Origin of the sequence: Planosporangium spinosum, assembly GCF_049999945.1 — a bacterium.
Taxonomy (GTDB): domain Bacteria; phylum Actinomycetota; class Actinomycetes; order Mycobacteriales; family Micromonosporaceae; genus Planosporangium; species Planosporangium spinosum.
In genome coordinates, this window is the sequence record NZ_JBLYUB010000018.1 from 62,976 (window position 1) to 87,349 (window position 24,374).

At 72.9% G+C, this 24,374-nt stretch carries 18 protein-coding genes; 11 read left to right on the forward strand and 7 right to left on the reverse strand.

All coding sequences use genetic code 11. The features are described from left to right. Positions 1–11 precede the first annotated feature (11 nt). Together ACNTMW_RS22885 and ACNTMW_RS22890 are read left to right on the forward strand one after the other, a co-directional pair. Positions 12–1,586, forward strand: coding sequence for a hypothetical protein (locus ACNTMW_RS22885; protein ID WP_426635812.1), 1,575 nt, complete (start codon positions 12–14; stop codon positions 1,584–1,586). Positions 1,587–1,595: 9 nt separating this feature from the next. Beyond that, entirely contained in the window at positions 1,596–2,012 is a 417-nt protein-coding gene (locus tag ACNTMW_RS22890) for a hypothetical protein (protein ID WP_426635813.1), read from the forward strand. A gap of 18 nt (positions 2,013–2,030) precedes the next feature. Here ACNTMW_RS22890 and ACNTMW_RS22895 read toward each other — a convergent pair whose 3' ends face one another. Continuing rightward, on the reverse strand, positions 2,031–2,468 hold the full coding sequence (locus ACNTMW_RS22895) for a hypothetical protein (protein WP_426635814.1): 438 nt from the start codon (positions 2,466–2,468) through the stop codon (positions 2,031–2,033). A 107-nt stretch (positions 2,469–2,575) separates the two neighbouring features. Here ACNTMW_RS22895 and ACNTMW_RS22900 point away from each other — a divergent pair, with 107 nt between their 5' ends. Both ACNTMW_RS22900 and ACNTMW_RS22905 read left to right on the forward strand, forming a co-directional pair. Beyond that, positions 2,576–3,580, forward strand: a complete 1,005-nt coding sequence (locus tag ACNTMW_RS22900; protein WP_426635815.1) for an FAD-dependent oxidoreductase — start codon at positions 2,576–2,578, stop codon at positions 3,578–3,580. 80 nt (positions 3,581–3,660) lie between these two features. Then, the gene (locus ACNTMW_RS22905) at positions 3,661–5,742 is read left to right on the forward strand and encodes a S9 family peptidase (RefSeq protein ID WP_426635816.1); all 2,082 of its coding nucleotides are present in this window, start codon (positions 3,661–3,663) and stop codon (positions 5,740–5,742) included. 135 nt (positions 5,743–5,877) lie between these two features. Here the strand turns inward: ACNTMW_RS22905 and ACNTMW_RS22910 are convergent, their stop codons facing one another. After that, the gene (locus ACNTMW_RS22910; protein ID WP_426635817.1) at positions 5,878–6,852 is read right to left on the reverse strand and encodes a threonine ammonia-lyase; all 975 of its coding nucleotides are present in this window, start codon (positions 6,850–6,852) and stop codon (positions 5,878–5,880) included. 184 nt (positions 6,853–7,036) lie between these two features. Next, on the reverse strand, positions 7,037–7,552 hold the full coding sequence (locus ACNTMW_RS22915) for a DUF1360 domain-containing protein (RefSeq protein ID WP_426635818.1): 516 nt from the start codon (positions 7,550–7,552) through the stop codon (positions 7,037–7,039). 196 nt (positions 7,553–7,748) lie between these two features. On the opposite strand from ACNTMW_RS22915, the gene ACNTMW_RS22920 reads away from it, so the two are divergent. Further along, positions 7,749–8,414, forward strand: coding sequence for a hypothetical protein (locus ACNTMW_RS22920; protein ID WP_426635819.1), 666 nt, complete (start codon positions 7,749–7,751; stop codon positions 8,412–8,414). Between the two features lie 202 nt (positions 8,415–8,616). Here ACNTMW_RS22920 and ACNTMW_RS22925 read toward each other — a convergent pair whose 3' ends face one another. Further along, on the reverse strand, positions 8,617–9,414 hold the full coding sequence (locus tag ACNTMW_RS22925) for an SAM-dependent methyltransferase (RefSeq protein ID WP_426635820.1): 798 nt from the start codon (positions 9,412–9,414) through the stop codon (positions 8,617–8,619). Between the two features lie 132 nt (positions 9,415–9,546). Between ACNTMW_RS22925 and ACNTMW_RS22930 the strand changes: the two genes are divergently transcribed. Then, entirely contained in the window at positions 9,547–14,052 is a 4,506-nt protein-coding gene (locus ACNTMW_RS22930; RefSeq protein ID WP_426635821.1) for an AAA family ATPase, read from the forward strand. A gap of 62 nt (positions 14,053–14,114) precedes the next feature. Here ACNTMW_RS22930 and ACNTMW_RS22935 read toward each other — a convergent pair whose 3' ends face one another. Beyond that, entirely contained in the window at positions 14,115–14,828 is a 714-nt protein-coding gene (locus tag ACNTMW_RS22935; protein WP_426635822.1) for a class I SAM-dependent methyltransferase, read from the reverse strand. Between the two features lie 106 nt (positions 14,829–14,934). Further along, the gene (locus tag ACNTMW_RS22940; protein ID WP_426635823.1) at positions 14,935–15,747 is read right to left on the reverse strand and encodes a serine/threonine-protein kinase; all 813 of its coding nucleotides are present in this window, start codon (positions 15,745–15,747) and stop codon (positions 14,935–14,937) included. Positions 15,748–15,973: 226 nt separating this feature from the next. Here ACNTMW_RS22940 and ACNTMW_RS22945 point away from each other — a divergent pair, with 226 nt between their 5' ends. The 5 genes from ACNTMW_RS22945 to ACNTMW_RS22965 all read left to right on the forward strand — a co-directional run bounded on the left by ACNTMW_RS22945 (position 15,974) and on the right by ACNTMW_RS22965 (position 22,238). Continuing rightward, positions 15,974–17,182 carry an alanine racemase gene (locus tag ACNTMW_RS22945; protein ID WP_426635824.1) on the forward strand — a complete coding sequence of 403 codons (1,209 nt, stop codon included), beginning with the start codon at positions 15,974–15,976 and terminating at the stop codon, positions 17,180–17,182. A 203-nt stretch (positions 17,183–17,385) separates the two neighbouring features. After that, positions 17,386–18,186 carry a CBM35 domain-containing protein gene (locus ACNTMW_RS22950; protein ID WP_426635825.1) on the forward strand — a complete coding sequence of 267 codons (801 nt, stop codon included), beginning with the start codon at positions 17,386–17,388 and terminating at the stop codon, positions 18,184–18,186. Between the two features lie 125 nt (positions 18,187–18,311). Then, positions 18,312–19,721 (forward strand): NADP-dependent succinic semialdehyde dehydrogenase, encoded by a 1,410-nt coding sequence (locus ACNTMW_RS22955; RefSeq protein ID WP_426635826.1) that lies wholly within the window; start codon positions 18,312–18,314, stop codon positions 19,719–19,721. A 173-nt stretch (positions 19,722–19,894) separates the two neighbouring features. Next, positions 19,895–20,641, forward strand: coding sequence for a response regulator transcription factor (locus ACNTMW_RS22960; protein WP_426635827.1), 747 nt, complete (start codon positions 19,895–19,897; stop codon positions 20,639–20,641). Positions 20,642–20,714: 73 nt separating this feature from the next. Further along, on the forward strand, positions 20,715–22,238 hold the full coding sequence (locus ACNTMW_RS22965; RefSeq protein ID WP_426635828.1) for a sensor histidine kinase: 1,524 nt from the start codon (positions 20,715–20,717) through the stop codon (positions 22,236–22,238). A gap of 41 nt (positions 22,239–22,279) precedes the next feature. Here the strand turns inward: ACNTMW_RS22965 and ACNTMW_RS22970 are convergent, their stop codons facing one another. Beyond that, positions 22,280–24,361 carry a S8 family serine peptidase gene (locus ACNTMW_RS22970; RefSeq protein WP_426635829.1) on the reverse strand — a complete coding sequence of 694 codons (2,082 nt, stop codon included), beginning with the start codon at positions 24,359–24,361 and terminating at the stop codon, positions 22,280–22,282. Positions 24,362–24,374 lie beyond the last annotated feature (13 nt).

Here is a 24,374-nt window from a genome sequence, read left to right on the forward strand (position 1 = left end):
GGGAGGCGTCGATGGGCAGAAGCACCCTTGAGCGACTGGAGCAGCTCGAGAAGGAAATTTCCGGATCAATGAACATCGCCACGCAGGGGGACATGCTCCGCCTCGTGCGTCAGGCACTGGCCGAGCCGCCCCCACGCGGGTCGGCGGACGAGGTCGCCAACCGCCGGAAGGTGCTGATCGAGGCGCACAACGGATGCATCGACCACCGGAACTTCGTCAAGACCGAGATCGAGGACCGGATGTCCGCCGCCTGGACCGGCAAGGCCGCGGAGACCGCCAGGACCCGCGTCGCGGCCCTCGACCACGCGCTGGAGCGCGCCATGGTGGTCTTCTCCGAAGCCGACCTGGCGCTCTTCACGTTCATCCCGGAGATCGAACACGCTCAGCGCGCCGATGACAGCGGCCGACGCAATCTTGAAGTGGCGGAGCGCATCCTCGCCGAGATTCACTCCTCCAGCCTCCTCGACCAGCTACAGGACGACTCCTTGCGGGAGCAGGCCCACAGCGCGGCGAAGAGCGGCATCGCGACGATGGTCCGGGCGGCGCGTTCCCTCCGGGACGCGAGCCAGGTGCTGGAACGGAAGTTCGGCGAACTGTCGTCCCGGGCGCACGCCGCCGTGCTGGCCCAGCACGTACAGCTGACCATCCTCAACGGCCTGGTGGATCCGTTGGTCATCGCGGACGCCGCCGTCCCGGGAGGCCCGCACGACGCCAACCTGATCCTCACCGCCGACGCTGCGCGCCGCGCGAACGACCGGCTCGCCCGGATGAACACCAAGGACGACGACCTCTTCCGGGGGATGCTGCTGACCTGCGACTCCCCGCAGGAGGAGGCGTACCTGCTCCAGGCGCTCGCGGCCGGCTACAGCGTGCAGGAGATCCAGGCCTTCGACGCCAAGATCCGCCCACACGCCAAGGACCCGCGCTGGCTGCAGCAGCACCTGACGCCGATCAACGAGACCACCGGTCCCGACCGGTTCCACAGCCAGCGGCCGGTCGAGTTCGGCGGCCGGGCGTGGACGCAAGGGTCCGACCCGACCTGCGTCGCGATGTCGACCGTGATGGCCCGGGCCGAGGTCGACCCGCTGTACGCACTGGAACTCACCGCCGGCGGCCACCCCGGCGACCCGGCGTACGACAACCCGGACGCGTTCGCCCGGCGGCTGCACGACGAGCAGCACCGGATCTATGACGACGGCCGCAACTGGCTGCAGGACCTGCTCGGCAGGCGCGCCGACGGCATGACCGACGGGCAGGCGGTCGACGCCGCCAACGAGCAGGTGGCCGCACGCACCGGCGCCGAGTACCACAAGGTGGAGGTCGACTCGGCCGGCGACCGCCGCAACGTCCTGCCCGACGTGGAGAAGGCCGTCGACCAGGGGTTGCCGGTCACGTTCAGCGTCCAGGACGGCAACCGCGGCCACGAGATGGCGATCGTGGGCCGCCAGGGCGACCTGCTGGAGGTGTACAACCCCTGGGGGTACACCGTCTGGGTCAGCGAGGACGACTTCGTCAACGGCCGCATGACCGTGATCGACAACGACGTTCCGGCGAACGTCCACGCCGTCAACGTGCCGCGACGCTAGGAGGCCGATGTGTCAGGAGACCCCGTGCCGGCCCCCGGTGCCCGCCGCACCGACCGGGAACTGGCCGACCTCGACGTGCCCGCGCTGCTCCGCGACGGGCTGGCCACCGCCGGCCCCGCCAACGCCGAGCTGTTCGGCGATGCCCGGATCACCGCGGCCATCGCGGCCGACCGGGCCGGTGTGCAACCCCGGTCGCTGACGTTCCTGGCCGAGGTGGTCCGGCGCGGCGGCATCGGGTACGCGGCCGGGCTGCCCGAGCCGCTGCCCGGCCCGGCGCGCACCGCGCTGGCCCACGAGTGGCTGGCGGCGGCGAGCACCGTGCCGGCTGATCCGCGCGCCGACGAGGAGTTCGCCCGCTGGCTCGACGCCGTCGCCGTCATCCTGGGCGTGCGCCAACACACCGCACCGCCGCCGGAGGCGCGCTGACCGGTCCACCGGCGCCGCTCAACGCACCGTAACGGTCCAGACGGCGTCGCGGGACTCAGCCGTCGTCCGGTCGGTCCGGCAGCCCTGGAAGCAGTTGTGCAGGGTGATCGTGACCGAGCCGGCGCGCCGCGCGTCGAAGACGAAGTACCGGGTGCCAGCCCCGCCGCCGTTCAACGGGCCGAACACCCAGGAGGCGATGTCGTCGTCGGGCTGCTCGCTGCGGACGAGCGCGATGACGCCGTCCGGCGTGGCGGCAGCGGTCCAGTGGTCACCCACCGACGGCCCCCGGTCCAGGACGGCCAGGGAGAACCGGTGGCCGTGGTCCACGATCACCGTGCCGTCGCCCTCGGTGTGGACGTCGCCGTACCGTGCCCGCTGGACGCCCTTGACCACGACCAGCCCGGCCAGGCCGACCAGCACCACGGCCACGAGGGCCAGCCACCACCGTCGACGCACCACTCGCCTCCATCCCCGCTCGCCTCCGTCAATGTACGGCGTGCCGGCGAGCCCGAGGGGGTGGTCGTCGACCTCCGCGACCGGCCACGCTGGCATAGCCTCGGCACATGGGGGAATGGAGCTGCGAGGTGGTCGTACTCGGTTCCGGCGTCATCGGGCTGACCACCGCAATCTGCCTGGCCGAGGCGGGGCTGCGGGTACTCGTCCGCACCGAGGCCCTGCCCGCCCGTACCAACTCCGCGGCCGCCGGCGCAATGGTCGGGCCGCTGTCCTTCCCACCCGGGCACACGGCACCGGACTGGGAACGCGAGACGCTGCTGGAGTTCATGTCGCTGGCCCGCCTCCCCGATACCGGGGTACGGATGGCCCGCGGCCTGCTGGCCGCCCGGCCCGGTTCGCCGACGGTATCGCCGGACGTCGACCAGGCCGCCGGGCTGGAACCGGTCGACCCGCAGGAGTTGCCGCCCGGCTTCGAGTACGGGTTCCGGGTGACCCTGCCACTGGTCGACATGCCGGTCTACCTCGCGTACCTGGCCGACCGGCTGGCCAACGCCGGAGGCCGGGTCGACGTCGCGCCGGCCCGGTCGCTGGACGAAGTCGCCCAGCAGTCACCGCTCATGGCGAACTGCACCGGGGTCGGCGCCCGCGAACTCGTACCCGATCCCGAGGTGCACCCGGTACGCGGCCAGCAGGTGATCGTGGAGAACCCCGGGCTGGACACGTTCTTCCTGGAGGCCCCGATCGGCCCGGCCTGGGCCGGGTACTTCCCGCACGGCGACCACGTCGTGCTCGGCGGCACCGCCACGCCCGACGACTGGAACATGGCCGCCGACCCGGCGACCGCGCGGGAGATCCAGAACCGGTGCGCCGAGATCGAGCCCCGACTGCGTAGCGCGCGGGTGATCGGGCACCGGGTCGGATTGCGGCCCGTCCGGCCGACGGTACGCCTGGAGGTCGAGATGATCGGGCCGGCGCGCTGCGTGCACAACTACGGTCACGGCGGGCTGGGGGTGTCGTTGTCCTGGGGCTGTGCCCGCGAGGCGGCCGCGCTGCTCGTCACCGGGGAGGCGGGTGGCCGGACCGGGCCGCCGGTGCACCCGAGCCCGGTCTAACCGTGCTGACCGGCATCCCGCCGTACCCGGTTCGCGGGTGCCCCTCCGTCCGAGGTGTCCGGCGGGTAACGTGAACGAACGTGACGAGCCAGCCGCCCATCGCCAAGCGAGTACCGTCCGAGCGCGTACACCACGGGGACACCGTGGTCGACGAGTACGCGTGGCTACAGAACAAGGACGCCCCGGAGACGATCGCGTACCTGGAGGCCGAGAACGCGTACACCGAGCAGGCCACCGCGCACCTGAGCGGGCTGCGCGAGACGCTCTTCAACGAAATCAAGACCCGGACCCGGGAGACCGACCTGTCGGTGCCGACCCGCAAGGGCGGCTTCTGGTACTACACCCGCACCGTCGAGGGTAAGCAGTACGGCATCCAGTGCCGCCGGGCCGTCGCGATCGGCGAGGTCGACCCGCCGTCCACCGAGGACGGTACCCCGCTGCCGGGCGAAGAGGTGCTGCTCGACGGCAACGAACTCGCCGCGGACAAGAAGTTCTTCGCGCTCGGTACGTTCGACGTCAGCCCGGACGGGCGGTGGCTGGCCTACTCGACCGACTTCGCCGGCGACGAGCGGTTCACCCTGCGGATCAAGGACCTGCTCTCCGGCGAGGAACTCACCGACGAGGTCCCGAACACGTTCTACGGCTCGGCCTGGTCGGCCGACGGTTCGACGCTGTTCTACATCACCGTTGACGACGCTTGGCGCCCCAACCGGGTCTGGCGGCACGTCCGGGGCACGCCGGCGGCGGCGGACGAGATTGTGTTCGAGGAGCCGGACGAGCGGTTCTGGGTCGGTGTCGACCTGACCCGCTCGGAGAAGTTCATCCTGATCGACGTACACAGCAAGATCACGAGTGAGGTGCACGTCATCCCGGCCGACCAGCCGGCCTCGCCGCCGCGCGTGATCGCACCGCGCCGGCAGGGTGTCGAGTACTCGGTCGAGCACCACGGCCACCGGTTCCTCATCCTGCACAACGACGGCGCCGAGGACTTCGCGCTCGCGTACACCTCGGTCGACACCCCGGGCGCCGACTGGACGCCACTGGTAGACCACGAGCCGGGCACCCGGCTGCTCCAGGTCGACGCGTTCGCCCGGCACATGGTCATCTCGCTGCGCCAGGGCGGCCTCACCGGGCTGCGGGTGGTGCCGCTGGACGGTGGCTCGCCCTACCACATCGAGTTCCCCGAGCCGCTCTACTCGGTCGGCCCGGACGCCAACCCCGAGTACGACACGACGACGTTCCGGCTGCACTACGGGTCGCTGGTGACGCCCGAGTCGGTCTACGACTGCGACCTCGACACCGGGGCGCTGACCCTGCGCAAGCGCAAGGAGGTGCTCGGCGGGTTCGACCCGGAGCGCTACGAGCAGCACCGGGAGTGGGCGGTCGCCGAGGACGGCACCCGGGTACCGATCTCGCTGGTGTGTCTGCGGGACACGCCGCGCGACGGTACGGCCCCGCTGCTGCTGTACGGCTACGGCTCGTACGAGCACTCGATGGACCCGTGGTTCTCGATCGCCCGGCTGTCCCTGGTGGACCGGGGCATGGTCTTCGCCGTGGCGCACATCCGGGGCGGCGGCGAGATGGGGCGCCACTGGTACGAGGACGGCAAGCTGCTGGCGAAGAAGAACACCTTCACCGACTTCGTCGCCTGCGCCGAGCACCTGGTCAAGGACGGCTGGACGGCCACCGACCGACTGGTGGCGCGCGGCGGTTCGGCCGGCGGCCTGCTGATGGGCGCCATCGCCAACATGGCGCCGGAGGCGTTCGCCGGCATCGTGGCGCAGGTGCCGTTCGTCGACGCGCTCAACTCCATCCTCGACCCGTCGCTGCCGCTGACGGTCACCGAGTGGGAGGAGTGGGGCAACCCGCTCGACGACCCGGAGGTGTACGCGTACATGAAGTCGTACACGCCATACGAGAACGTCGCGGACCGGCCGTACCCGGCCATCCTGGCCATGACCAGCCTCAACGACACCCGGGTGCTCTACCACGAGCCGGCGAAGTGGGTCGCGCGGCTACGCGCCACCGCGCCCGGCACGAAGGTGCTTCTCAAGACCGAGATGGGCGCCGGCCACGGCGGCCCGAGCGGCCGGTACGACGCCTGGAAGGAAGAGGCGTTCCTCAACGCCTGGATCCTCGACCTGGTCGGCCTCGCATCCTGACGTTCCCTGGTGGCGCCGCGCCCCGTTGGGGCCGGCGCCCCCTCGATCGACACAACTTCCCGGAAACTGTGGTTTCGGCGTCCAGCCATGACCACAACTTCCGGGAAGTTGCGTCGATCATCGCGCCGATCGCGGTCAGGCGGCGGGGCGCTCCGGGGTGTCCAGCTCCTCGGCGATGAGCAGGCCGGCCAGCAGCGCGGGGTCGAGGTTGCCGCCGCTGACAACGGCGACGGTACGGCCGGCCGGCAACTGGTCGCGGTGGTGCAGGTACGCGGCCGTCGTGACCGCGCCGCTCGGTTCGGCCACGATCCGGCTCGCGCGGGCCAGCACCGACACCGTCGTGAGAATCTCCTCCTCGGTGACGGTGACGATTCCGTCCAGCCGTTCCCGCAGGTGTTCGAGGGTCAGTTCGGACAGCGACGTCCGCAGGCCGTCGGCCAACGTGCGGTAGCGCTCCTCGGTGGTCCAGGGCCGCAACTGGCCGTGGGCGAGGCTGTCGGCCGCGTCGGCGGCCAGTACCGGCTCGACCCCGAACACCGCGGCGTTCGGGGCGAGCGCCTTCACCGCGGTCGCCACGCCCGAGGCCAGTCCACCGCCGCCGACCGGTACCAGGACGACATCCACCTCGGGCAGATCCTCGACGATCTCCAAACCGACCGTGCCCTGACCGGCGATGATGTCGCGATGGTCGTACGGGGGGATGATCGTGAGCCCGCGCTCGGCGGCCAGCTCGGCGGTCCGGCTCTCCCGCTCGGCCGGCGGCACCATGACCACCTCGGCCCCCAGTACCCGGGTGGCCTGCACCTTGACCTCCGGCGCACCCTCCGGCATGACCACGACCACCGGTGCGTCGGCGATCCGGCCGGCGTACGCGAGGGCCTGACCGTGATTGCCCGACGAGTGGGTGATGACGCCGGCCGTCCGGGCCTCCTCGGGCAGTGACAGCAGGGCGTGCACGGCACCACGCACCTTGAACGCGCCGACCGGTTGGAGGTTCTCCGGCTTGAGCCAGAGATCCGGGCCGATCGCCCACGCCGGCAGCAACGGGGTACGCACCGCGACCCCGGTGATGCTCTTCGCGGCCTTCCGCACGTCATCAATATCGATCATCTGCTGGACCCTCACGTGACTCTTGGCGAGATCTCCGCCGCCCACCATGTCGCATCGTTCAACGAACGTCACCGGGTATCAGGTCGCGGGTCCCCGATGGCGGACTCCTCAGCGTCCGCCAGGTGACCGGCCCGCACGGCCGCCCCGCCCCACCCGGCGCCCGTCAGCCGCTCGCCAGGCGCCGTCAGCCGTTCGCCAGGCGCTTCGCCGCGTCGTACCCCAGGTGCAGGAAGTCCGCACCGGCGATCGCGCTCGCCACACCCATACCGAACCGGGTCAGCCGGGGCGCGAACACCAGCCCGGCGGCGAACCCGCCCGCCACCCACACCGCGGTGCAGAACGGGCAGGTCAGCAGCTCGCCCAGGGCGTGCTGGGCGCCGTCGCCGCGCGGGCTCTCGTTGATCTCCGCCTCGCCGGCGGGACCCTCGAACTGGGTGACCGGTGCGCGCAGTGGGCTGGTCACGGCGTCCTTGGTGAGCAGTCGGGAGACCTTGTGGGTAGCGACTGCCAGCAGTGCGATGTCACCCGCGGGCGGGCGCTCGGGCAGGCGTCTACCGGTGAGCCGGGCGACGCCGGCGACCGTGGCGGCGGCCGTCGCGTAGATGGCCATGACCGTCGCGTACCCCTTCAGCGGCCGCTCGTCCTGGGCTTTCTCTGCATATCCCTGCACCGCGCGGAGTCGCGTGTCCGTCTGTCCCATACCACGCAGGGCTACCCCATGTGGGCTGGGGCAAAACGGTAGCCCCGCCCGGTGACCTCCATCACCGGGCGCCGGTTCCGCGATCCGCTCGGGCCCCGGGCGGCCGCCGCGCCTCCGGAGGCGCCCCTTGATCAACGCAGGCAGTGTCCGACGGTTTACTCGCCGTGGTCACGAGCCCGAATGTCGATTAGAATGTATGTTCGAAAGACATGAACGGAGGGCGTCCGTGACCACCCCCATCACATTGACTCCGTACGTCACCCTGCTCGGCTTCGCCCGTTACGTCGGACGCACCGGGCCGGCCCGGGCCTCGTTCGTCCAGGGCCTGCGCCGTCAGCGCGCCAGCCACTCCGGATTCAACCCGCACAGCTCGCTGCTCAAGGCACTCAAGGCCGACATCCAGTTCCGTAGCGGCGGAGCCCACCTCGACCAGGTCCGCACCGCGGTCAAGCCACGATGGCGGCCGCTCTACGACATCCTGGTCCCGGCGACCAAGTCCTACCTGGCCTCCCTCGGCGACCTCGGCGAGTGCCAGCTCGTACGACCCCGTGAAGTGATCGGCTTCGTCGGCAACCTACCCGTCAAGATCAACCCACAGCTCGGCCTGCGCTACGCCGACGGGCGCGGCGAGGCGGTCCGGCTCATCTTCGACGAGCAGCCTCCACCTCCGGAGGCGGTCCTCGCGACCCTCCACCTGATGCGGCGCCACATGGACGAGATCCTTCCGGGCGCCGAACCGGTCGTCGTCGACGTCCGCCGCGGCGAGATCCACCGCCCGGACCCGCAGACCAGGCCCGAGCAGGTCGAACAGTGGCTCGCCGGCGAGGCCGCCGCGTTCGCCACCATGTGGAACGTCGCCTGACCAGACCCCATTGATCCCCGACTGCGCCCCGCCCGCCGGCCCCGCCCCTTTCTCGTGATCATGAAGACGTCCCGGGGCCTGCGACCCCGCAGAGTCTCCGCGGTCACAAGCACGGGGCGGGGCCGGCGGGCCCGCAGGGGCCGGTAGGCACGCAGGGGCCCGCAGGGGCCGGGACCGGTGGGCACGCACGCAGGTGGCGGGACTACGGCAGGCGGGCCACGCCGGCCAGCCCCGGCACCCGGAACGCCTGCGGACCGGGTGCCCCGTCGGGCCGCCACAACGCCGGCGGCACCAGCCCCGGCTCCAGCAGTTCCCAGCCGGCGAAGAGCCGCGCGATCTCATCCGGGTCGCGCAGGTACGAGGGCGTGGCACCCTGCCGCATCTGCCGTTTGAGCTCGTCCATGTCGACGCCGGGCGCGGGGCTCACGTGCGAGATCGCCAGGTAGCTGCCGGGCGCCAACATGTCGGCGAAGGTCTTGATGATCCCGAGCGGGTCGGCTTCGTCCGGGATGAAGTGCAGCACCGCGAGCATCAGCAGGCCGACCGGCCGGGAAAAGTCAATCATCGACCGGACCACGTCCGAGTCGAGCACGCTCCGCGGGTCGCGGACATCGGCCTGCACCACGCCGCCGTGGTCGTCGTCGGTCAGCAGTGCCCGGCTGTGCGCGACGGCGATGGGGTCGTTGTCGACGTAGACGACGCAGGCGTCGGGGTGGCCCTGGCCGGCCACCTCGTGGGTCGGCTCCTGGGTCGGTATCCCGGAACCGATGTCGATGAACTGGGCCACCCCGTCCGCGGCCATGAACCGCACGGCACGGCCGAGAAATGCCCGGTTGCTGCGGGCCCCGTACGGCAGTTCCGGCGCGGCCGCGATCGCCCGGTCGGCGATCTCGCGGTCGATGGCGACGTTGTGCGTGCCACCGAGGAAGTAGTCGTACACCCGAGCGGGACTCGGGCGGGTGAGATCGATGTCGGCAGGTGCCCAGCGTGGTCGTTCCACCGCGCTACGTTTTCATATTGGCCGTGGTCACCTTGATTAAGCCTCCCGGTGTCCGGGCACCTGACCAGCCACGGCAGTATCGACCGCCGACGCATAATCGTCAGCGGTACATATGAGCCGAGGAGGACAGGGATGGGCGGCCGGACCGACGCTGCCGCCGACCGCACCGACACTCGGCCACTGCCGGTGACCGGACCCTTACCCGTGTCCGCGTTCGTCCCCCTCGCCATCGACATCGCCTGGGCGCTCGACGACTGGCACCGTCAGTGGGGACCGCACACGGCGCTCAGCCCGGACACCATCCGCCTCGACCCGGCCGGCGGCGCCACCGTCTGTCCGGCCGGCCCCGGCGCCGGCAGGAACGACGCCGGTACCGGGGGGAACGGCCCCGCCGCGCCGGCCTATGCGGCGCCCGAGCAGACCGGGCGGCTGGCGCGCGGTGCCGACGAACGGACCGACCTGTACGCCCTGGGCATCCTGTACCGCCAGCTACTCAGCGGCCGGCCGCCGGTTCACGCCGACACCCCGGCGGGCTGGCGCCGCCCGTTCGCGCCGCCGGGCTCGACGCCCGACCCGACTGAGCCGCAGGGCCCGGCGGTCGACCCGGCCACGCCGCTGCCCCCGGCCCTGGACCAGATCATCACGCTGCTGCTGGAGAATTCGCCGGACGACCGGTACCAGACGGCCCGCGGGCTCGCCCTCGACCTGGAACGGTGCCGGGACGCCCTCGCCGCCGGTGATACCGCCGCGCCACGGCTGCTGCACACCCGCGACCTGCCCGGCCGGCTCGTGTTCAGCGGCCGGCCGCACGGGCGGGAACGGCAGCTGAGCCGGTTGCAGGCCGCGTACGACCGGGTGGTCACCGACGGTGTCGCCCAGCTCGTGGCCGTGACCGCCGACTCCGGCCTGGGCGAGTGGACGACCGTCACCGGCTTCACCGACTCCGTGGTCACCGGCGGCGGGCTCGCCGTGCGGGCCGTCTGTACCCGCGACGACGCCGGCCCGTACGCGGCCCTGTCCCGCCTGCTCGGCGACCTCGCCGGGCAACTGGCCGACGCGCCGGCCGAGCAGCACGCCCGGATCGCCGACGCGGTGGGCTCGTGCGGCGCCACCCTGGCCGAGCTGGTACCGGCGCTGCGCACCGTGGTCGGCGACCGCACCGCGCCCGACGGATCGATCGCCGCGGCCGGATACCGGCTGCGGCTGGCCACCCGGCGGTTGCTCGGCGCGGTGAGCACGCCGACCCGACCGCTGGTGATCGCGCTCCGGGACGTCCAGTGGGCCGACGAGCCGACCGTCGAGCTGCTGCGCTACGTGCTGGCCGTACCCGACTCCCCGCCCGTCCTCGCCGTCGTGACCTACCGGCCCGCCGACGTCGGCGCGCAGCACCCGCTGCAGGCGCTGCTGACGGATGAGCGGATCGCCGACACCACCGTCGCGCTGCGCCCGTTGGCGGACAGCGCACTGGCCGAGCTGCTGGGCGAGACGCTCGGCGCCGGCAAGCAGGACGCCTCCCGACTGTCGCGTACCGTCGCCGCGCGGACCGGCTCCAGCCCCCTGCTGGTCGAGACCTTCCTGCACGGGCTCGCCGAACGTGGCCTGCTGAAGTACTCCTCCGACGGCGCCAGGTGGGAGTGGTCGCAGCGGCTCGTCGACGACGAGCCCGGCGCCACCGACCTGGCCGGGCTGATCGACGCCCGGCTACGCCGCTTCGACGCCGGTACCCGCGACCTGCTCGAACTGGCCGCCGTCCTCGGCCCGGAGTTCGACCCGGACATCCTCGCGGCGGCCACCGCGGCGCTGCCGGACGGACCGGCCGGCACAGACGCGCCGGTCGGTGCACTGTTGCGGCCCGCGGTTCTCGCCGGGATGGTGAGCGCCGGCGCGGCGGCCGGCGCGTACCGGTGGCGGCATGAGGAGGTACGCCAGGCGGTACTGGGCGGCGTCGGAGAGCGGCGCCGGGCGCGACTCCGGCTGGCCGCCGGACGCGCCCTGCGGCCCCACCCGGAGCGCCTGTTCGAGTCCGTGGCGCACCTCAACGCCGCCACCGACCTGATCCCGGACCCGCCGCGGCGACGGGAACTGGCCGCACTCAACCTCGCCGCGGGCACGCTCGCCTGCCGGGTCGGCGCCCCCGCGGCGGCGTGCGGGTACTTCGCAGCCGGGCTGGACCTGCTCGGACTGCCGGTACCGGTCCCGCCCGGGGCGGGTGACGCCGAAACGGCCGAACTGGCGCTGCGGTTGTACCTGGACTCCGCCGGGGCCGTCCAGGCCATGGGGCATCGCGAGCAGGCCGGGCAGTTGCTGGAGCTGGCCGGCCCGTACGCGACCGGTGACCTGGACCGGGCCCGCCTCCTCGGCGCCCGGGCCGCGCTGTGCGGCGATGCCGGCGACGCCGACGGCGCGCTCCGGATGGGGATCGAGGCACTGCGCCTGCTCGGGCTGCCGGTACCGGCCGATCCGGCCCGCTGGCCGGCGGCCGCCGGCGCGGCGATGGAGCGGCTGCGCCAGCGGGCCGCCGACGGCGCGCTGGAGGTGCTCGCGGACACCCCCGACTGCACCGACCCGCGGGTGGTACTCGCGGCCGAACTGATCGCCACGCTGGCCCGGCCACTGTGGCCGGACGGCTCGGGCCGGGACCTGCTGGCCGCGGCCGGGATCGATCTGGCGGTCGAGTACGGTCCCACGCCGGTGACCGGTTACACCCTGGCGCGGCTGGCGGCGATGCTCGACGCGGCCGGCCACGACCGGGAGACCTCCGGCGTGGCCGATCTGGGACGGCGCCTGCTGGCCCGGCCCGGTACCCGGTTCCCGGCCGTGATCCGGGCGGCCGCGGCGGTGGTCGGCCCCGCCTGGCGCGACTCGCCCGTACCGATGCTGCGGGAGCTGTACGCCGCGTACCGCACCGCGGTGGAGGAGGGCGAGGTCCGTCTGGCACAGCGGCTCGGCGCCGTGTACACCGTGCACCGGTTCGCCGTCGGCACCCCGCTGGACCAGGTCGCCGCGGACATCGAGGCGCGAGCCCGGTTCGCCGCCCGGCACGGCCGCGACGAGCCGGCCGCGGCGGTCATGCGGGTACTCGACGACGCGGTCAACCGGCTGCGGGGGCTCCCCGCACACGGGTACACACCCACCGCTCCGGAGGCCGAAGCGGAGCAGCGGATCCTGCGCGGCGAGTTCGGCCACTTCTCCATCGTCGGGCTGACACCGATGCTCGCACCGGCGAACGTCCTGGGCGACCCCACCGAACTGGCGGCGATCAGCGACCCGATCGGTCAGGTCGTGGCCCGGGCACCCCGGACCTTCCTGACCGCCGAGGCCACCTTCTGGCACGCGTTCTCCATGATCCGCCGGTGCGAGGCCGCGCCGGCGACCGAGCGGGCGTCGCTGCGTACCGAACTCGCGCAGGTTCAGCACACCCTCGACCACCTCGCCGCACAGGGGCACGGGATCTACCGGGCCCGCGCGCTGCTGGTGGCCGCCGAACGGGCCCGGTTGGCGGGCGACGCGGACCGCGCCCGGACCTGGTTCGACCGGGCCGTCGCGGCCGCCCGGGAGAGCGGCGTCACCCGTACCGAGGCGTTCGCCGCGGAGCGGGGCGGGCTGCACGCGCTGGCCTGCGGCAAGTCCGTCGAGGCCGTGGCGTACCTGCGCCGGGCGCGCGCCTGCTACCAGCAGTGGGGTGCCGACGCCAAGCTCGACCAGCTCGACGGGCTGCTGGCGGACGCCAGCCGGCCGGCGGGCACGTCCCGCCCGTTCGACCAGCTCGACCTGCTGACGGTGGTGCGGGCGTTCCAGTCCATCTCCAGCGAGTTGCACCTCGACCGGCTCGTCCGCGTCCTGCTCGAACTGCTCGTCCAGCACTCCCCGGCCGAACGCGGGTACCTGCTGCTCGCCGGCCCGGCCGGGCTGGAGCTGGCCGCCGCCGCCGAACTCGACCGGCAACAGATCCTGCGCAGCAGCGTCGACGGCCCGCTCGGCGACCGGGTACCGATGCGGATCGTCGAGCACGCCGGCCAGCACCGGCGGGTACTCGCGGGCGGGTCGGCCGACCTGGCGGCGGTGGCGGCCGACCCGTACCTGGAGCGGGTGCGCCCCCGGTCGGCGCTGTGCGCGCCGATCGTGCGCCGGGGGGATCTGCTCGCCGTGGTGTACCTGGAGCACCGGCGGCTGGAGGCGGCGTTCTCCACCAGCTACCTCGAGCTTCTCGACCTGTTGTGTACGCAGGCCGCGATCGCGCTGGAGAACGCGACGGTCCACGCCCGGTTGGTCGAGGCCAACCGGATCCTGGACGCCACGTTCGACCGGATGCCGGTCGGCCTGGTCCTGCTCGGTCCCGATCTGACCGTGCGGCGGGCGTCGCCGCAGGCCGTGGAGATCATGGGGTTGCCCATCGCGCCGGGTACCCCGCTGGTCGACTTCTTCGATGTGTTGACGCCGGCCGACCTGCCCGGCGAACCGTACCGCCTCGAGCCCGGACTGGCAGCCGTGTCGACGTGGACCGAGCCGATCAACCGCGAGGTCGTGATCCTCAACCGCAGCGGCGAGCGGCTGCGGTTGTCGACCTCGGCGATCCCGCTCCGTGACGAGGCGGGCACGCTGGTCGGCGTGACGTTCCTGGTGTCCCCGACGGAGTGAGCCGCGTCCCCGGCGAGGTGGTCCGGCGTCCCCGACGGGCCGGTCCGGCCGGGCGGGCGGTCCTATCCGGTCGGAGTGCGGGCGACCGCGAAGACCGACTGGCCGAACGGTGGCTGCCAGCTCCGCTCGAGCCGGCGGGCCAGCGGCACCACCATCCGGTCGTACGCCCGGACCAGCAGGCCGTCGTGCGGGGCCAGCCGCAGCGTCCGGCAGGCCACGAACCAGCCCATCAGGCCGATCGGGTTGATGTAGTGGATCCGCTCGACCGTCAGCCCGGCAGCGATGAGCGCACCACGCAGGGAGGCCACGGTGTACCGGCGGAAGTGACCGATGGTCCGGTCGAACCGGCTCATCGCCGCGGGGAAGGCGGGCACGATCAGCACGACCGCGCCGCCGGCACGCAGCAGCCCGCCGATCGACCGCAGGCCGGCCACGTCGTCCTCGATGTGTTCGAGCACGTTGAGTGCGACCGCGGCACTGTGCTCGGCGCGCTCCGTGGTCGGCAGGAACAGCGTCCGGACGTCCACCCGAACGTCGTCGGCAAACCGCTCGACGAGGCCCTTGAGTCGCGAATCGTCGGCTTCGCTGACCGTTAGCCGCGGCACCGTCCGCAGCCAGGTCGCCGCGTAGTCACCGATGCCGCTGCCCAGTTCGATGGGGTGGCTGCCCAGGTAGGGCAGAGCGAGGTCGGCCAGCCATCGCTGGTAGTTGACCGCGTCACTGAGATCTTCGAGCACCCGCGACTGGAGGTGCGTGTCGCCTGCTATCTCCTGCATCGGCAGCACCTTTCGGTACGAGTCGGGATGGGCCGAAAGTCCCGCACCAAGGTACCCGAAACGGCGGTCGGCGCCGAACTCCGCCAAAAGACGACCACGTCTCGCATCAGAAGATCACCACGTCATCAAGCACCGCCCACAGTGCCAGCGCCGCCGCCGAGGCGGTCGGCCGGTCCGCCGGCCGTTTGGCCATACAGTCACGGCAGATCTCCGCCACCTGTCGGGGCAGGCCGGCGACCAGCAGGACCGGGGTCGGCGCGACCTGACGCAGTCGCATCGACAGCGCCGCGCCCAGCCCCGGGTACGGCGAGTGACCCGTGAGCATCCGGTACAGCAACATCCCCAGCGCGTACACGTCGTCGGCGCAGGCAACCGGAGGCGCGTCGGCGTGGCCGGCCCGCACGCCGCCCGCGCCGTCCCGGCCGACCCGGATGGCGACCCCGAAGTCGACGATCTTCGGCCCGGCCGGGGTCAGCACGATGTTGGCCGGAGTCAGGTCCCGGTGAACGATGCCGCGGCGGTGCGCTACCGCCAGGACGTCCGCGACCCTGGCCGCCGTCGCCACCGCCTCCCGCCAGGGCAGCGGCCCGTGGGCCAGCCGGCGGGCCAGGGCGATGCCGGAGAAGAGTTCCATGGCCAGGTACGGGACGGTGCTGCCGTCGGGCAGCGGCGCGTCGCCGACGTCGTAGACGCGAGGTACGCACGGATGGCGTAGCGCGTCGGCGATCATCGCCTCCAGCCGTACCCGGTCACGGGCATGGGGGTCGGCGGCGAACGTCGGCGCGAGCATCTTGACCGCCACCATCTCGCCCCGGCAGGCGTCCATCGCCCGGTAGACGACGGCAACGCCGCCGTGGCCGATTGCGCCCATCACGGTGTAGCGCCCGCGGATGGTGATCCCGACCGGCAGCCACGCCACGGCTGGTGACTATTCCGCACCCGCGGGACCCAGGCAAGAAGGTAATCGTTGCTTGTCGATGCTGCCAGATTCGTGCCGACAGCAGCGGACACCCGCATTCAATCGACGAGTACCGGCAGAACCCGGTCGGCCCAGGCATGGCCCACCACGTTCGACGATCGTGAACGGCGAACTCCACCCCCTCGTCGGCGACTCCCGCGCGCCACACTTTGGCAGGATCCCGTACATGGAAAGACTGCCGCTGATCGACTACGCCGCGGTCGACCGGCTCCGCACGTGGCCGCTGGACTGGCGATACAAGGGTCTCCCGCCCGACGTGACCAGCGTCGACGAGCTGGTCGGCCGGCGGGTACCCGGCGACGGGTTCACCTCGCCGGTCGCCGTCCTGGACGGGCCCGCGCTGACCGGCAACCTCGACCGGTACGCGGCCTTCTGCGCGGAGCGGGGTTTCGCGTTCGCCCCGCACGTCAAGACGACCATGGCCCCCGCGCTCGCGGCCGAGCAGGCCCGCCGGGGCGCATGGGCGTTCACGGTGGCCAACGTGGCGCAGGCGCGGGTACTGCGGGCGTTCGGCGCGCGGCGCATCCTCATCGCGCACCACGTGGTGGACGCCGCCGCGGCCGCCTGGGTGTCAGCCGAGCAGGAGCACGCCGAGGTGTACTGCTGGGTGGACTCCGCCGAGGCGGTGGCGGCGCTGGACGCGTGGGCCAGGCCGGAGCGGCCCGTCCCGGTCTTCGTCGAACTGGGGCTGCCCGGCGGCCGCACCGGGGCGCGCGGCGTCACGGCGGCCGCCGAGGTGGCCCGCGCCGTGGCGAAGGCGCCCGGGCTGCGACTGGCCGGGGTCGCCGGGTACGAGGGCTCGTACGGGCACGACCGGTCGGCCGGTGCGGTGGCGGCGGTCCGCCAGCACCTGGCGGAGCTGGTACGGCTCGCCGACGTGGTGGACGCCGAGATCGTGACGGCGGGTGGCAGCGCGTACCCCGACCTGGTGGCCGAGGCGTTCGCGGACCTGCCCGGCCGGCGGCGCGCGGTACTGCGCTCCGGCGCGTACGTGGCGCACGACGACGGTCACTACGCCGGGCTGTCGCCGTTCGCGTTGCGGCCCGCGCTGCGGGTGTGGGCGACGGTGGTGTCGACCCCGCAGCCGGGTACCGCGTTCCTCAACCTCGGCAAGCGGGACGCCTCCTACGACCTGGACCTGCCGGTGCCCCGCACGGTCCTGCGCGCGGGCGTTCGCCTGCCGGTCGACCGGCTGACGGTGACGGCGCTCAACGACCAGCACGCGTACCTGTCGGACCCGGCCGGCGAGGTCGTGGTGGGTGACTGGGTGGCGTGCGGCATCTCCCATCCCTGCACCATGTTCGAGCGCTGGCGGGCGCTACCGGTCGTCGACGCCGACGACCGGGTGACCGACCTGGTCCACACGTTCTTCTGACGGCCGGCCGGCGCACCGGCAACCGTCCGCGCCCCCTCCGGTGTGGACGGTGAAACCTCCGGCGAAACCGCTTCCCATTGACTCGCATCATTGTGAAAGGTGCGTTATCGTTCGCTGGACGTACGACCCGGCCGAGACGCGGGGACGGCCCCTGGATCGGCCGGCGCTGCCGGTGCCGACCGAACACGTCTGCGGTGGTCCTCTTGCCCGTACCCGACACCGACCGGCCACCGGCCGATCCGCAGCCCGGTGTACCCCGTCCGCCCTCGGGGACCGGACGCCACCACAGCCGTCGGCGGCCGTCCCCGAACACCAGTGCCGCCGTACTGCTCGGCGCGGTGGGCACCGCCGTCGCGGTGGTCGTGACCGTCGCCATGTGGCCGTCGCCGCGCCCGGCCAGCACGCCCCTGCCGGACCTCGCGGCCATCCCCACGGTCTCGCCGCCACCCGCGGACCTCGGCGTCCCGGGCACCCCGACGGCCACCCCACCCACCGACCTTCCGGCCACCGCCGTGCCGCCCGCGGCGCCGCCCCTGCCGGCGCCCGCGTCGACCACGCCGTCCCGCGTGTCGGCCCCGCCGTCCCCGCCCCGGCCGGCGCCGCCGCCACCGATCCGCCCCCTCACCATCGAGGCCGAAGCCGGGCAGAACACGCTCAGCGGCCGGGCGGGCATCCACAACCTGGCCGAGGCGTCCGGCGGGCACACCATCGGCTTCATCGGCCGGGGTTCGGCGAACACGCTGCGGATCAACGACCTCCTCGTCCCGGTCGCCGGCACGTACACGATCACCGTCGACTACGTCTCCGGGGACGGTGATCGCACCGCGACGATCAGGGTCAACGGGCGCCTCATCGGCCAGGCGACCTTCCCCGACACCGGGGACTGGAGCACGGTGGACTCGCTGGCGATGCGGATCAACCTGACCGCCGGAACCAACTCGCTGGAGTTCGGCAACCCGAGCGACCCGGCACCGGACATCGACCGGGTCATCCTCAGCTCCTGAACGGCGCAAACTCCTGAGCAGCACGGCGCTGCCGGACCCGCGGACGCCGTGGCGGGCTGCCGGTTTGGCCCGTGACCGGCACGGGTAGCCCACCTGTGTGCAGCCGAGCGGGTAAGGGGAGCGCCGTGCCGATCGCGACGACCAATCCGGCCACGGGCGAGGTACTGAAGACCTTCGAGCCCATGTCGGCAGAGCAGATCGAGTCGTGCCTGCGCGCCGCCGTCTCCGGCGCCAAGCAGCTACGCCGCACGTCCTTCGCGCAACGCGCCACCTGGATGCGGTCCGCCGCGGACCTCCTCGAGGCCGAGCGCGACCAGCTCGCCGCGCTGATGACCACCGAGATGGGCAAGACCCTGGCGTCCGCCAAGGCCGAGGTGACCAAGTGCGCGACCGGGTGCCGGTACTACGCCGAGCACGCGCGGGAGTTCCTCGCCGACGAACCGCGCGACGCGAAGGCCGTCAACGCGATCCGCGCGTACACCCGCTACCAGCCGCTCGGGATCGTACTCGCGATCATGCCGTGGAACTTCCCGCTCTGGCAGGCCATCCGCTTCGCGGCGCCGGCCCTGATGGCCGGCAATGTCGGCCTGCTCAAGCACGCCTCGAACGTGCCGCAGACCGCGCTGTTCCTCGGTGAGCTGTTCGGCCGGGCCGGCTTCCCCGACGACGCGTTCCAGACCCTCCTGATCAGCTCCGGCCAGGTCGAGACGGTCCTGAGCGACCACCGGGTCCGCGCGGCGACCCTCACCGGCAGCGAGGCCGCCGGCCGGTCGGTCGCCGAGATCGCCGGCCGCCACCTCAAGAAGACCGTCCTGGAGCTGGGCGGCAGCGACCCGTTCGTGGTGATGCCGTCGGCCGATCTGGCGAAGGCCGCCGAGGTGGCGGCGGTCGCCCGGTGCCAGAACAACGGCCAGTCGTGCATCGCCGCGAAGCGGTTCATCGTGCACACCGACGGGTACGACGTGTTCGTCGACGAGCTGGTACGCAGGATGTCCGCGCTGCGGGTGGGCGACCCGATGGACGACGCGACGGACATCGGCCCGCTCGCCACCGAGCAGGGTGTCCACGACGCCGACGCGCTCGTCCGCGACGCCGTCGACAAGGGCGCCACGGTGCTCCTGGGCGGCAAGCCCCTGGACCGGCCGGGCTGGTGGTACCCGCCGACCGTGGTCGCCGGGCTGACCCCGGAGATGCGGATGTGGCACGAGGAGGTCTTCGCGCCCGTCGCCGGGCTGTACCGGGTCTCCTCCTACGAGGAGGCGATCGAGGTCGCCAACGACAACCCGTACGGGCTGGGCTCGAACGCCTGGACCAACGACCCGGGCGAACAGGAGCGCTTCATCACCGACCTGGACGCGGGAATGGTCTTCGTCAACGGCATGACCACCTCGTACCCCGAGCTGCCGTTCGGCGGGGTGAAGCACTCCGGGTACGGGCGGGAGCTGGCCGAGCTCGGTCCCCGCGAGTTCTGCGACATCAAGACGGTGTGGGTCGGGGAGCCCGGCGGGACCAGGGCCGGCGCACACGTGGAGTGACCCGCCGGCACGTGCGGTGGCCGGCCGCCCATGGACGGAGCGGCCCGTCGGCGTGCGCGTGGTGGACCGCGAGATTCACAGCTTCTTGCCAGTTTGCGTCGAGGTCCCCCCGGTAGAACTCCCGGATGCGAGGCTCGACGCATGCGACTGTAACCATGGCGTCCGGAACGGCCGTGACCACGGCGCCCGGAACGGGCCTGGCGGGCACCGCCGGCCGGCTGCTCGTCGTGGACGACGAGGCGAACATCCGGGCGCTGCTGTCGGCCGCCCTTGAGCTGACCGGCTTCGACGTACGGGTCGTGGGTGGCGGCCGGGAGGCCCTGCTGGCCGCCGCGGAGTTCGAACCGGACCTGGTCGTGCTCGACGTGATGCTGCCCGACCTCGACGGGTTCGCCGTGGCCGACCGGCTGCGCGCCGGCGACCAGCCGGTACCCGTGCTGTTCCTGACCGCCCGGGACGCCGTCTCCGACCGCATCTCCGGCCTCGCCGTCGGCGGCGACGACTACGTCACCAAGCCGTTCAGCCTGGAGGAGGTGGTCTTGAGGATCCGGGCCATCCTGCGCCGCAGCGCCGCCGCGCGCCGGCCCGGGGGCGGCCCGTCGTACCGGATCCTGCGCTACGCCGACCTCCACCTCGACGAGGAGGCGCACGAGGTCCGCCGGGCCGGCACGCTGATCGACCTGTCCCCCACCGAGTTCAACCTGCTGCGGTACCTGCTGGCCAACGCCGGCCGGGTGGTCAGCAAGGCAGAGATTCTCGACCGGGTGTGGCACTACGACTTCGGCGGTGACGGCCGGATCGTGGAGTCCTACGTGTATTACCTCCGCCGCAAGATCGACAGGTACGGGCCGCCGCTGATCCACACCGTGCGCGGCGTGGGGTACGCCCTCCGGCTGCCGCGCGGCGACGATGGCTCCTGACTGCCGGCACCGCCCACGCCACCACCGGGCCGGCTGGCCGCGGCGGTGGCGGCGCCTGGCCCTGCGGCACCGGATGGTGATCACCGTCGCGGCGTTCGCGGCGGCCGCTGTCGTCCTGACCGATTTCGTCGGCGCGACCCTGCTGCGGCCGTACCTGATCGGGCGGCTCGACGCCCATCTGGCACGGCAGGCCCGGGACCTCGACCGGTCGACCCGCCTGCCCCGGCCCGACGCGCCGTACCCGCACCAGTTCGCCCAGTTCCTGGCCACGGCACCGCAACCGGCACCGCCCCTCGGCGTGAGCTCCCGCATCGTCGTGTACGCCGCCGACGGCAGCCTGATCTACACGTCCACCGGCAACGGTGGCCCGGATCTCGCCTCCGTGGGGCCGCTCGCCGAGCGCGCCGGCCGGCCGGCGTTCACCGCCCGCGGTACCGGCGGCCGGTGGCGGGTCCTGGTCACCCCGGTCGGCGACGGCAGCCAGTACGCGGTGCACGCGGTGTCCCTGCGCGAACTGCAAGCGACCCGCAACGGCCTGCTCGGAATCGACGCGCTGGTCGGCGCGGTGGTCCTGGTGCTGGTCACGGTCGCGGCGACCCCGGTGGTCCGGATCGGCCTGCGCCCGCTGACCCGCATGGAGCACATCGCCACCGAGATCGCCGGCGGCGACCTGTCCCGACGCGTCCCCGACACCGACCCCCACACCGAACCCGGCCGCCTCGGCACCGCCCTCAACACCATGCTCGTCCGCATCGAAGCCGCCCTGGCCGACCGCAGCGCGTCCGAACGACGCCTACGCCAGTTCCTCGCCGACGCCTCCCACGAACTACGCACCCCGCTGACCTCCATCCAGGGCTTCGCCGAGCTGTACCGCCGCGGCGGCGCCCCACCCGGACCCGCCCTCGACGAGGCCATGGGCCGCATCGAAGCCGAGGTCGGCCGGATGCGCCTGCTCGTCAACGACCTGCTGCTGCTGGCCCGCCTCGACGAGGAACGCCCCCTCGAACGGCACCCGGTCGACCTGCTCGCCGTCGCCGCCGACGCCGTCCGCGACGCCCACCTCCGGGTACCCGACCGGTTCGTCCGCCTCGCCGGCCTCGACGACGACCGCGACCACTTCGAACCGGTCACCGTCTCCGGCGACGAACCCCGCATCCGCCAGGTCGTCAACAACCTCGTCGCCAACGCCCTGCAACACACCCCGGACGAGTGCGCGATCGTGGTCCGGGTCGGCGCGGCGACCGGTGCCGGCCCGGACCCGCAGGCGCGTACGGTCGAGTTGCCCGCCGCCGCGGTGGGCGGGCAGCCGCCGGCGGGGCAGCCGGTCGCGGTCGTGGAGGTGGCCGACACCGGGCCCGGCATGAGCACCGCGGAGGCGCGGCGGGCGTTCGAACGGCTCTACCGCGCCGGTCCCGGCCGGGCCCGCCGCCCCGGCGGCGCCGGCCTGGGCCTGGCCATCGTCGCGGCCATCGTGCAGGCGCACGGCGGCCGGGTCGAGCTGTACACCGCCGCCGGCGCGGGCGCCCGGTTCCGAGTACTCCTGCCCGCGACCGCCGCCGCGGAGCCGCACACATGCGACGACCGGGGCGCCGGGTAAGGAACCGCGGCGCCCCGGTCGTCAGGTGCGTGTCGACCCGGTCAGGGGCTGACGAACGTGAACGTCTCCGCCCGGCCGGCCGTGGTGCGGCTGGCCTTCAGCGGCAGCTTGCCGGTCGCCTCGGCCGAGACGTACCGGCCGTTGGCGCGGGCCTTCAGGCCGAAGGTGCCCCGGCCGCCCGCGACGAGCTGGAACTGTTCCCAGGGGCCGATCGCGGTCCGGTTGGCGATCAGCGGCCCGGCCCCCGCCGACTCGGCGGTCACGAACGCACCGTTGGCGTGCGCCCGCAGCGCGAGGTACCCGTTGCCGAGATCGACGGCGTCGAACGTCTCCCACGGGCCGCAGCCGTCCCGGTTAGCCATCAACGGCCCGGCCCCCGCCCACTCGGCGGTCACGAACACGCCGCTGAGGTTGTCCGGGGCGGGGTCACCGGCGGCGAACGAGAGCAGGCAGACGGTCGACTGCGCGACGGCGACCGTGAACTTCTCCCAGGGGCCGATCGCGGTCCGGTTGGCGATCAGCGGCCTGGCCCCCGCCGACTCGGCGGTGACGTACCGGCCGTTGACGAGGGCCTTCAGGCTGATCGCACCGCCGTTGTCGAGAAGCTGGAACTTCTCCCAGGGGCCGATCGCGGTCCGGTTGGCGATCAGCGGCCTGGCCCCCGCCGACTCGGCGGTGACGTACCTGCCGTTGGCGTGCGCCCGCAGCGCGACGGCGCGGACACCGGCCTCGACACCGGCGTCGACGACGTCGAACTCCTCCCAGAAAGCGGCCGCGACGCGGTTGGCGACCAGGGCCGACGCCCCGGCACTCTCCGCGGTGACGACCTTGTCGTTGGCGCCGGCACGCAGCCGGATCACGGTACCCGGCCGGACCGCCGCGGCCCCCACCTGGAGCAGCCTGTTCGGCGAGCCCACGCCGGGGTCGGCCACCACGCCGGTGGCGGCGCCACCGACGATCGCGGCCTGTACCTGCGCCGGGGTCAGCGCCCGGTTGGCCGCCAGGAGCAGCGCGGCGGCACCGGCGACGTGCGGCGTCGCCATCGACGTACCGCTGATCCGCTTGGTGGCCGTGCTGCTGCCGGTCCACGCGGAGGTGATGTCGACCCCGGGGGCGAAGACGTCGACGCACGAGCCGAAGTTGGAGAACGGTGCCCGACGGTCGGCCTGGTCCGTGGCACCGACGGTGATCGCCTCGGGCACGCTGGCCGGGGAGGTGAGGCAGGAGTCCACGCTGTCGTTGCCCGCCGCGACCGTGAAGGTCACGCCGGCGGCGGTGGCCGCCTTCACCGCGTCGTTGATCGCGGTGGACATCACGCCGCCGATGCTCATGTTGGCCACCGCGGGCACGCCGGCCCGGGCCGGGTCGTTGCGGACCCAGTCGATACCGGCGATGACGTCGGCGTCCGTACCGTTCCCGGCGCAGTCGAGGACCCGCACGGCGACCAGTTGCGCGTTCCTCGCGACACCGTACGTCCTGCCGCCGATGGTGGCGGCCACGTGCGTGCCGTGTCCCATGCAGTCGGAGGCGTCGGCCGGATCGACGGCCTCGGTGGGGCTCTTGTGGTAGGTGAAGTTCTGGCCGTAGCCGGCCCGGCCACCGAACTCCTGGTGCGCGATGTTGATGCCGCTGTCGATGACGTAGACGCGCACGGCGCCCGCCGCGTCCGGGCTGGTGTAGGAGCGGTCGAGCGGCAGGTACGGCTGGTCGATGCGGTCCAGTCCCCAGGACGGCGGGGTCGGCTGCACGGCCGTCGCCCGTACGACGTGGTTCTGCTCGACGTAGGCGACCTCCGGCCGGGCGGCCACCCGCTTGGCCTGCGCCTCGCTCATCTGCGCGAGGTACCCCTTGAGCACGGTGGAGTACGTCCGCTTGACCACTCCACCATGGACGCGGCTGAGGGTCGCGGCGGTGCTCCGTACGGACCCGGGATCGGCGCCGGAGTCCCGGAGCACCACGATGTAACTGTCCTTCACCGCTCCGGCGAGATGGGCGCCGCGTACGGTGCCCTCCGGCCGCTCGGCGAAGGCCGCACCGCCGCTGGCGACCCCGAGAGCGGCGGTCGCGGCGGTGAAGACCACTCCCACCGCGACGGCGCGGTGACGTGGGCGACGGTCTGTCATACGGCTTCCCCCC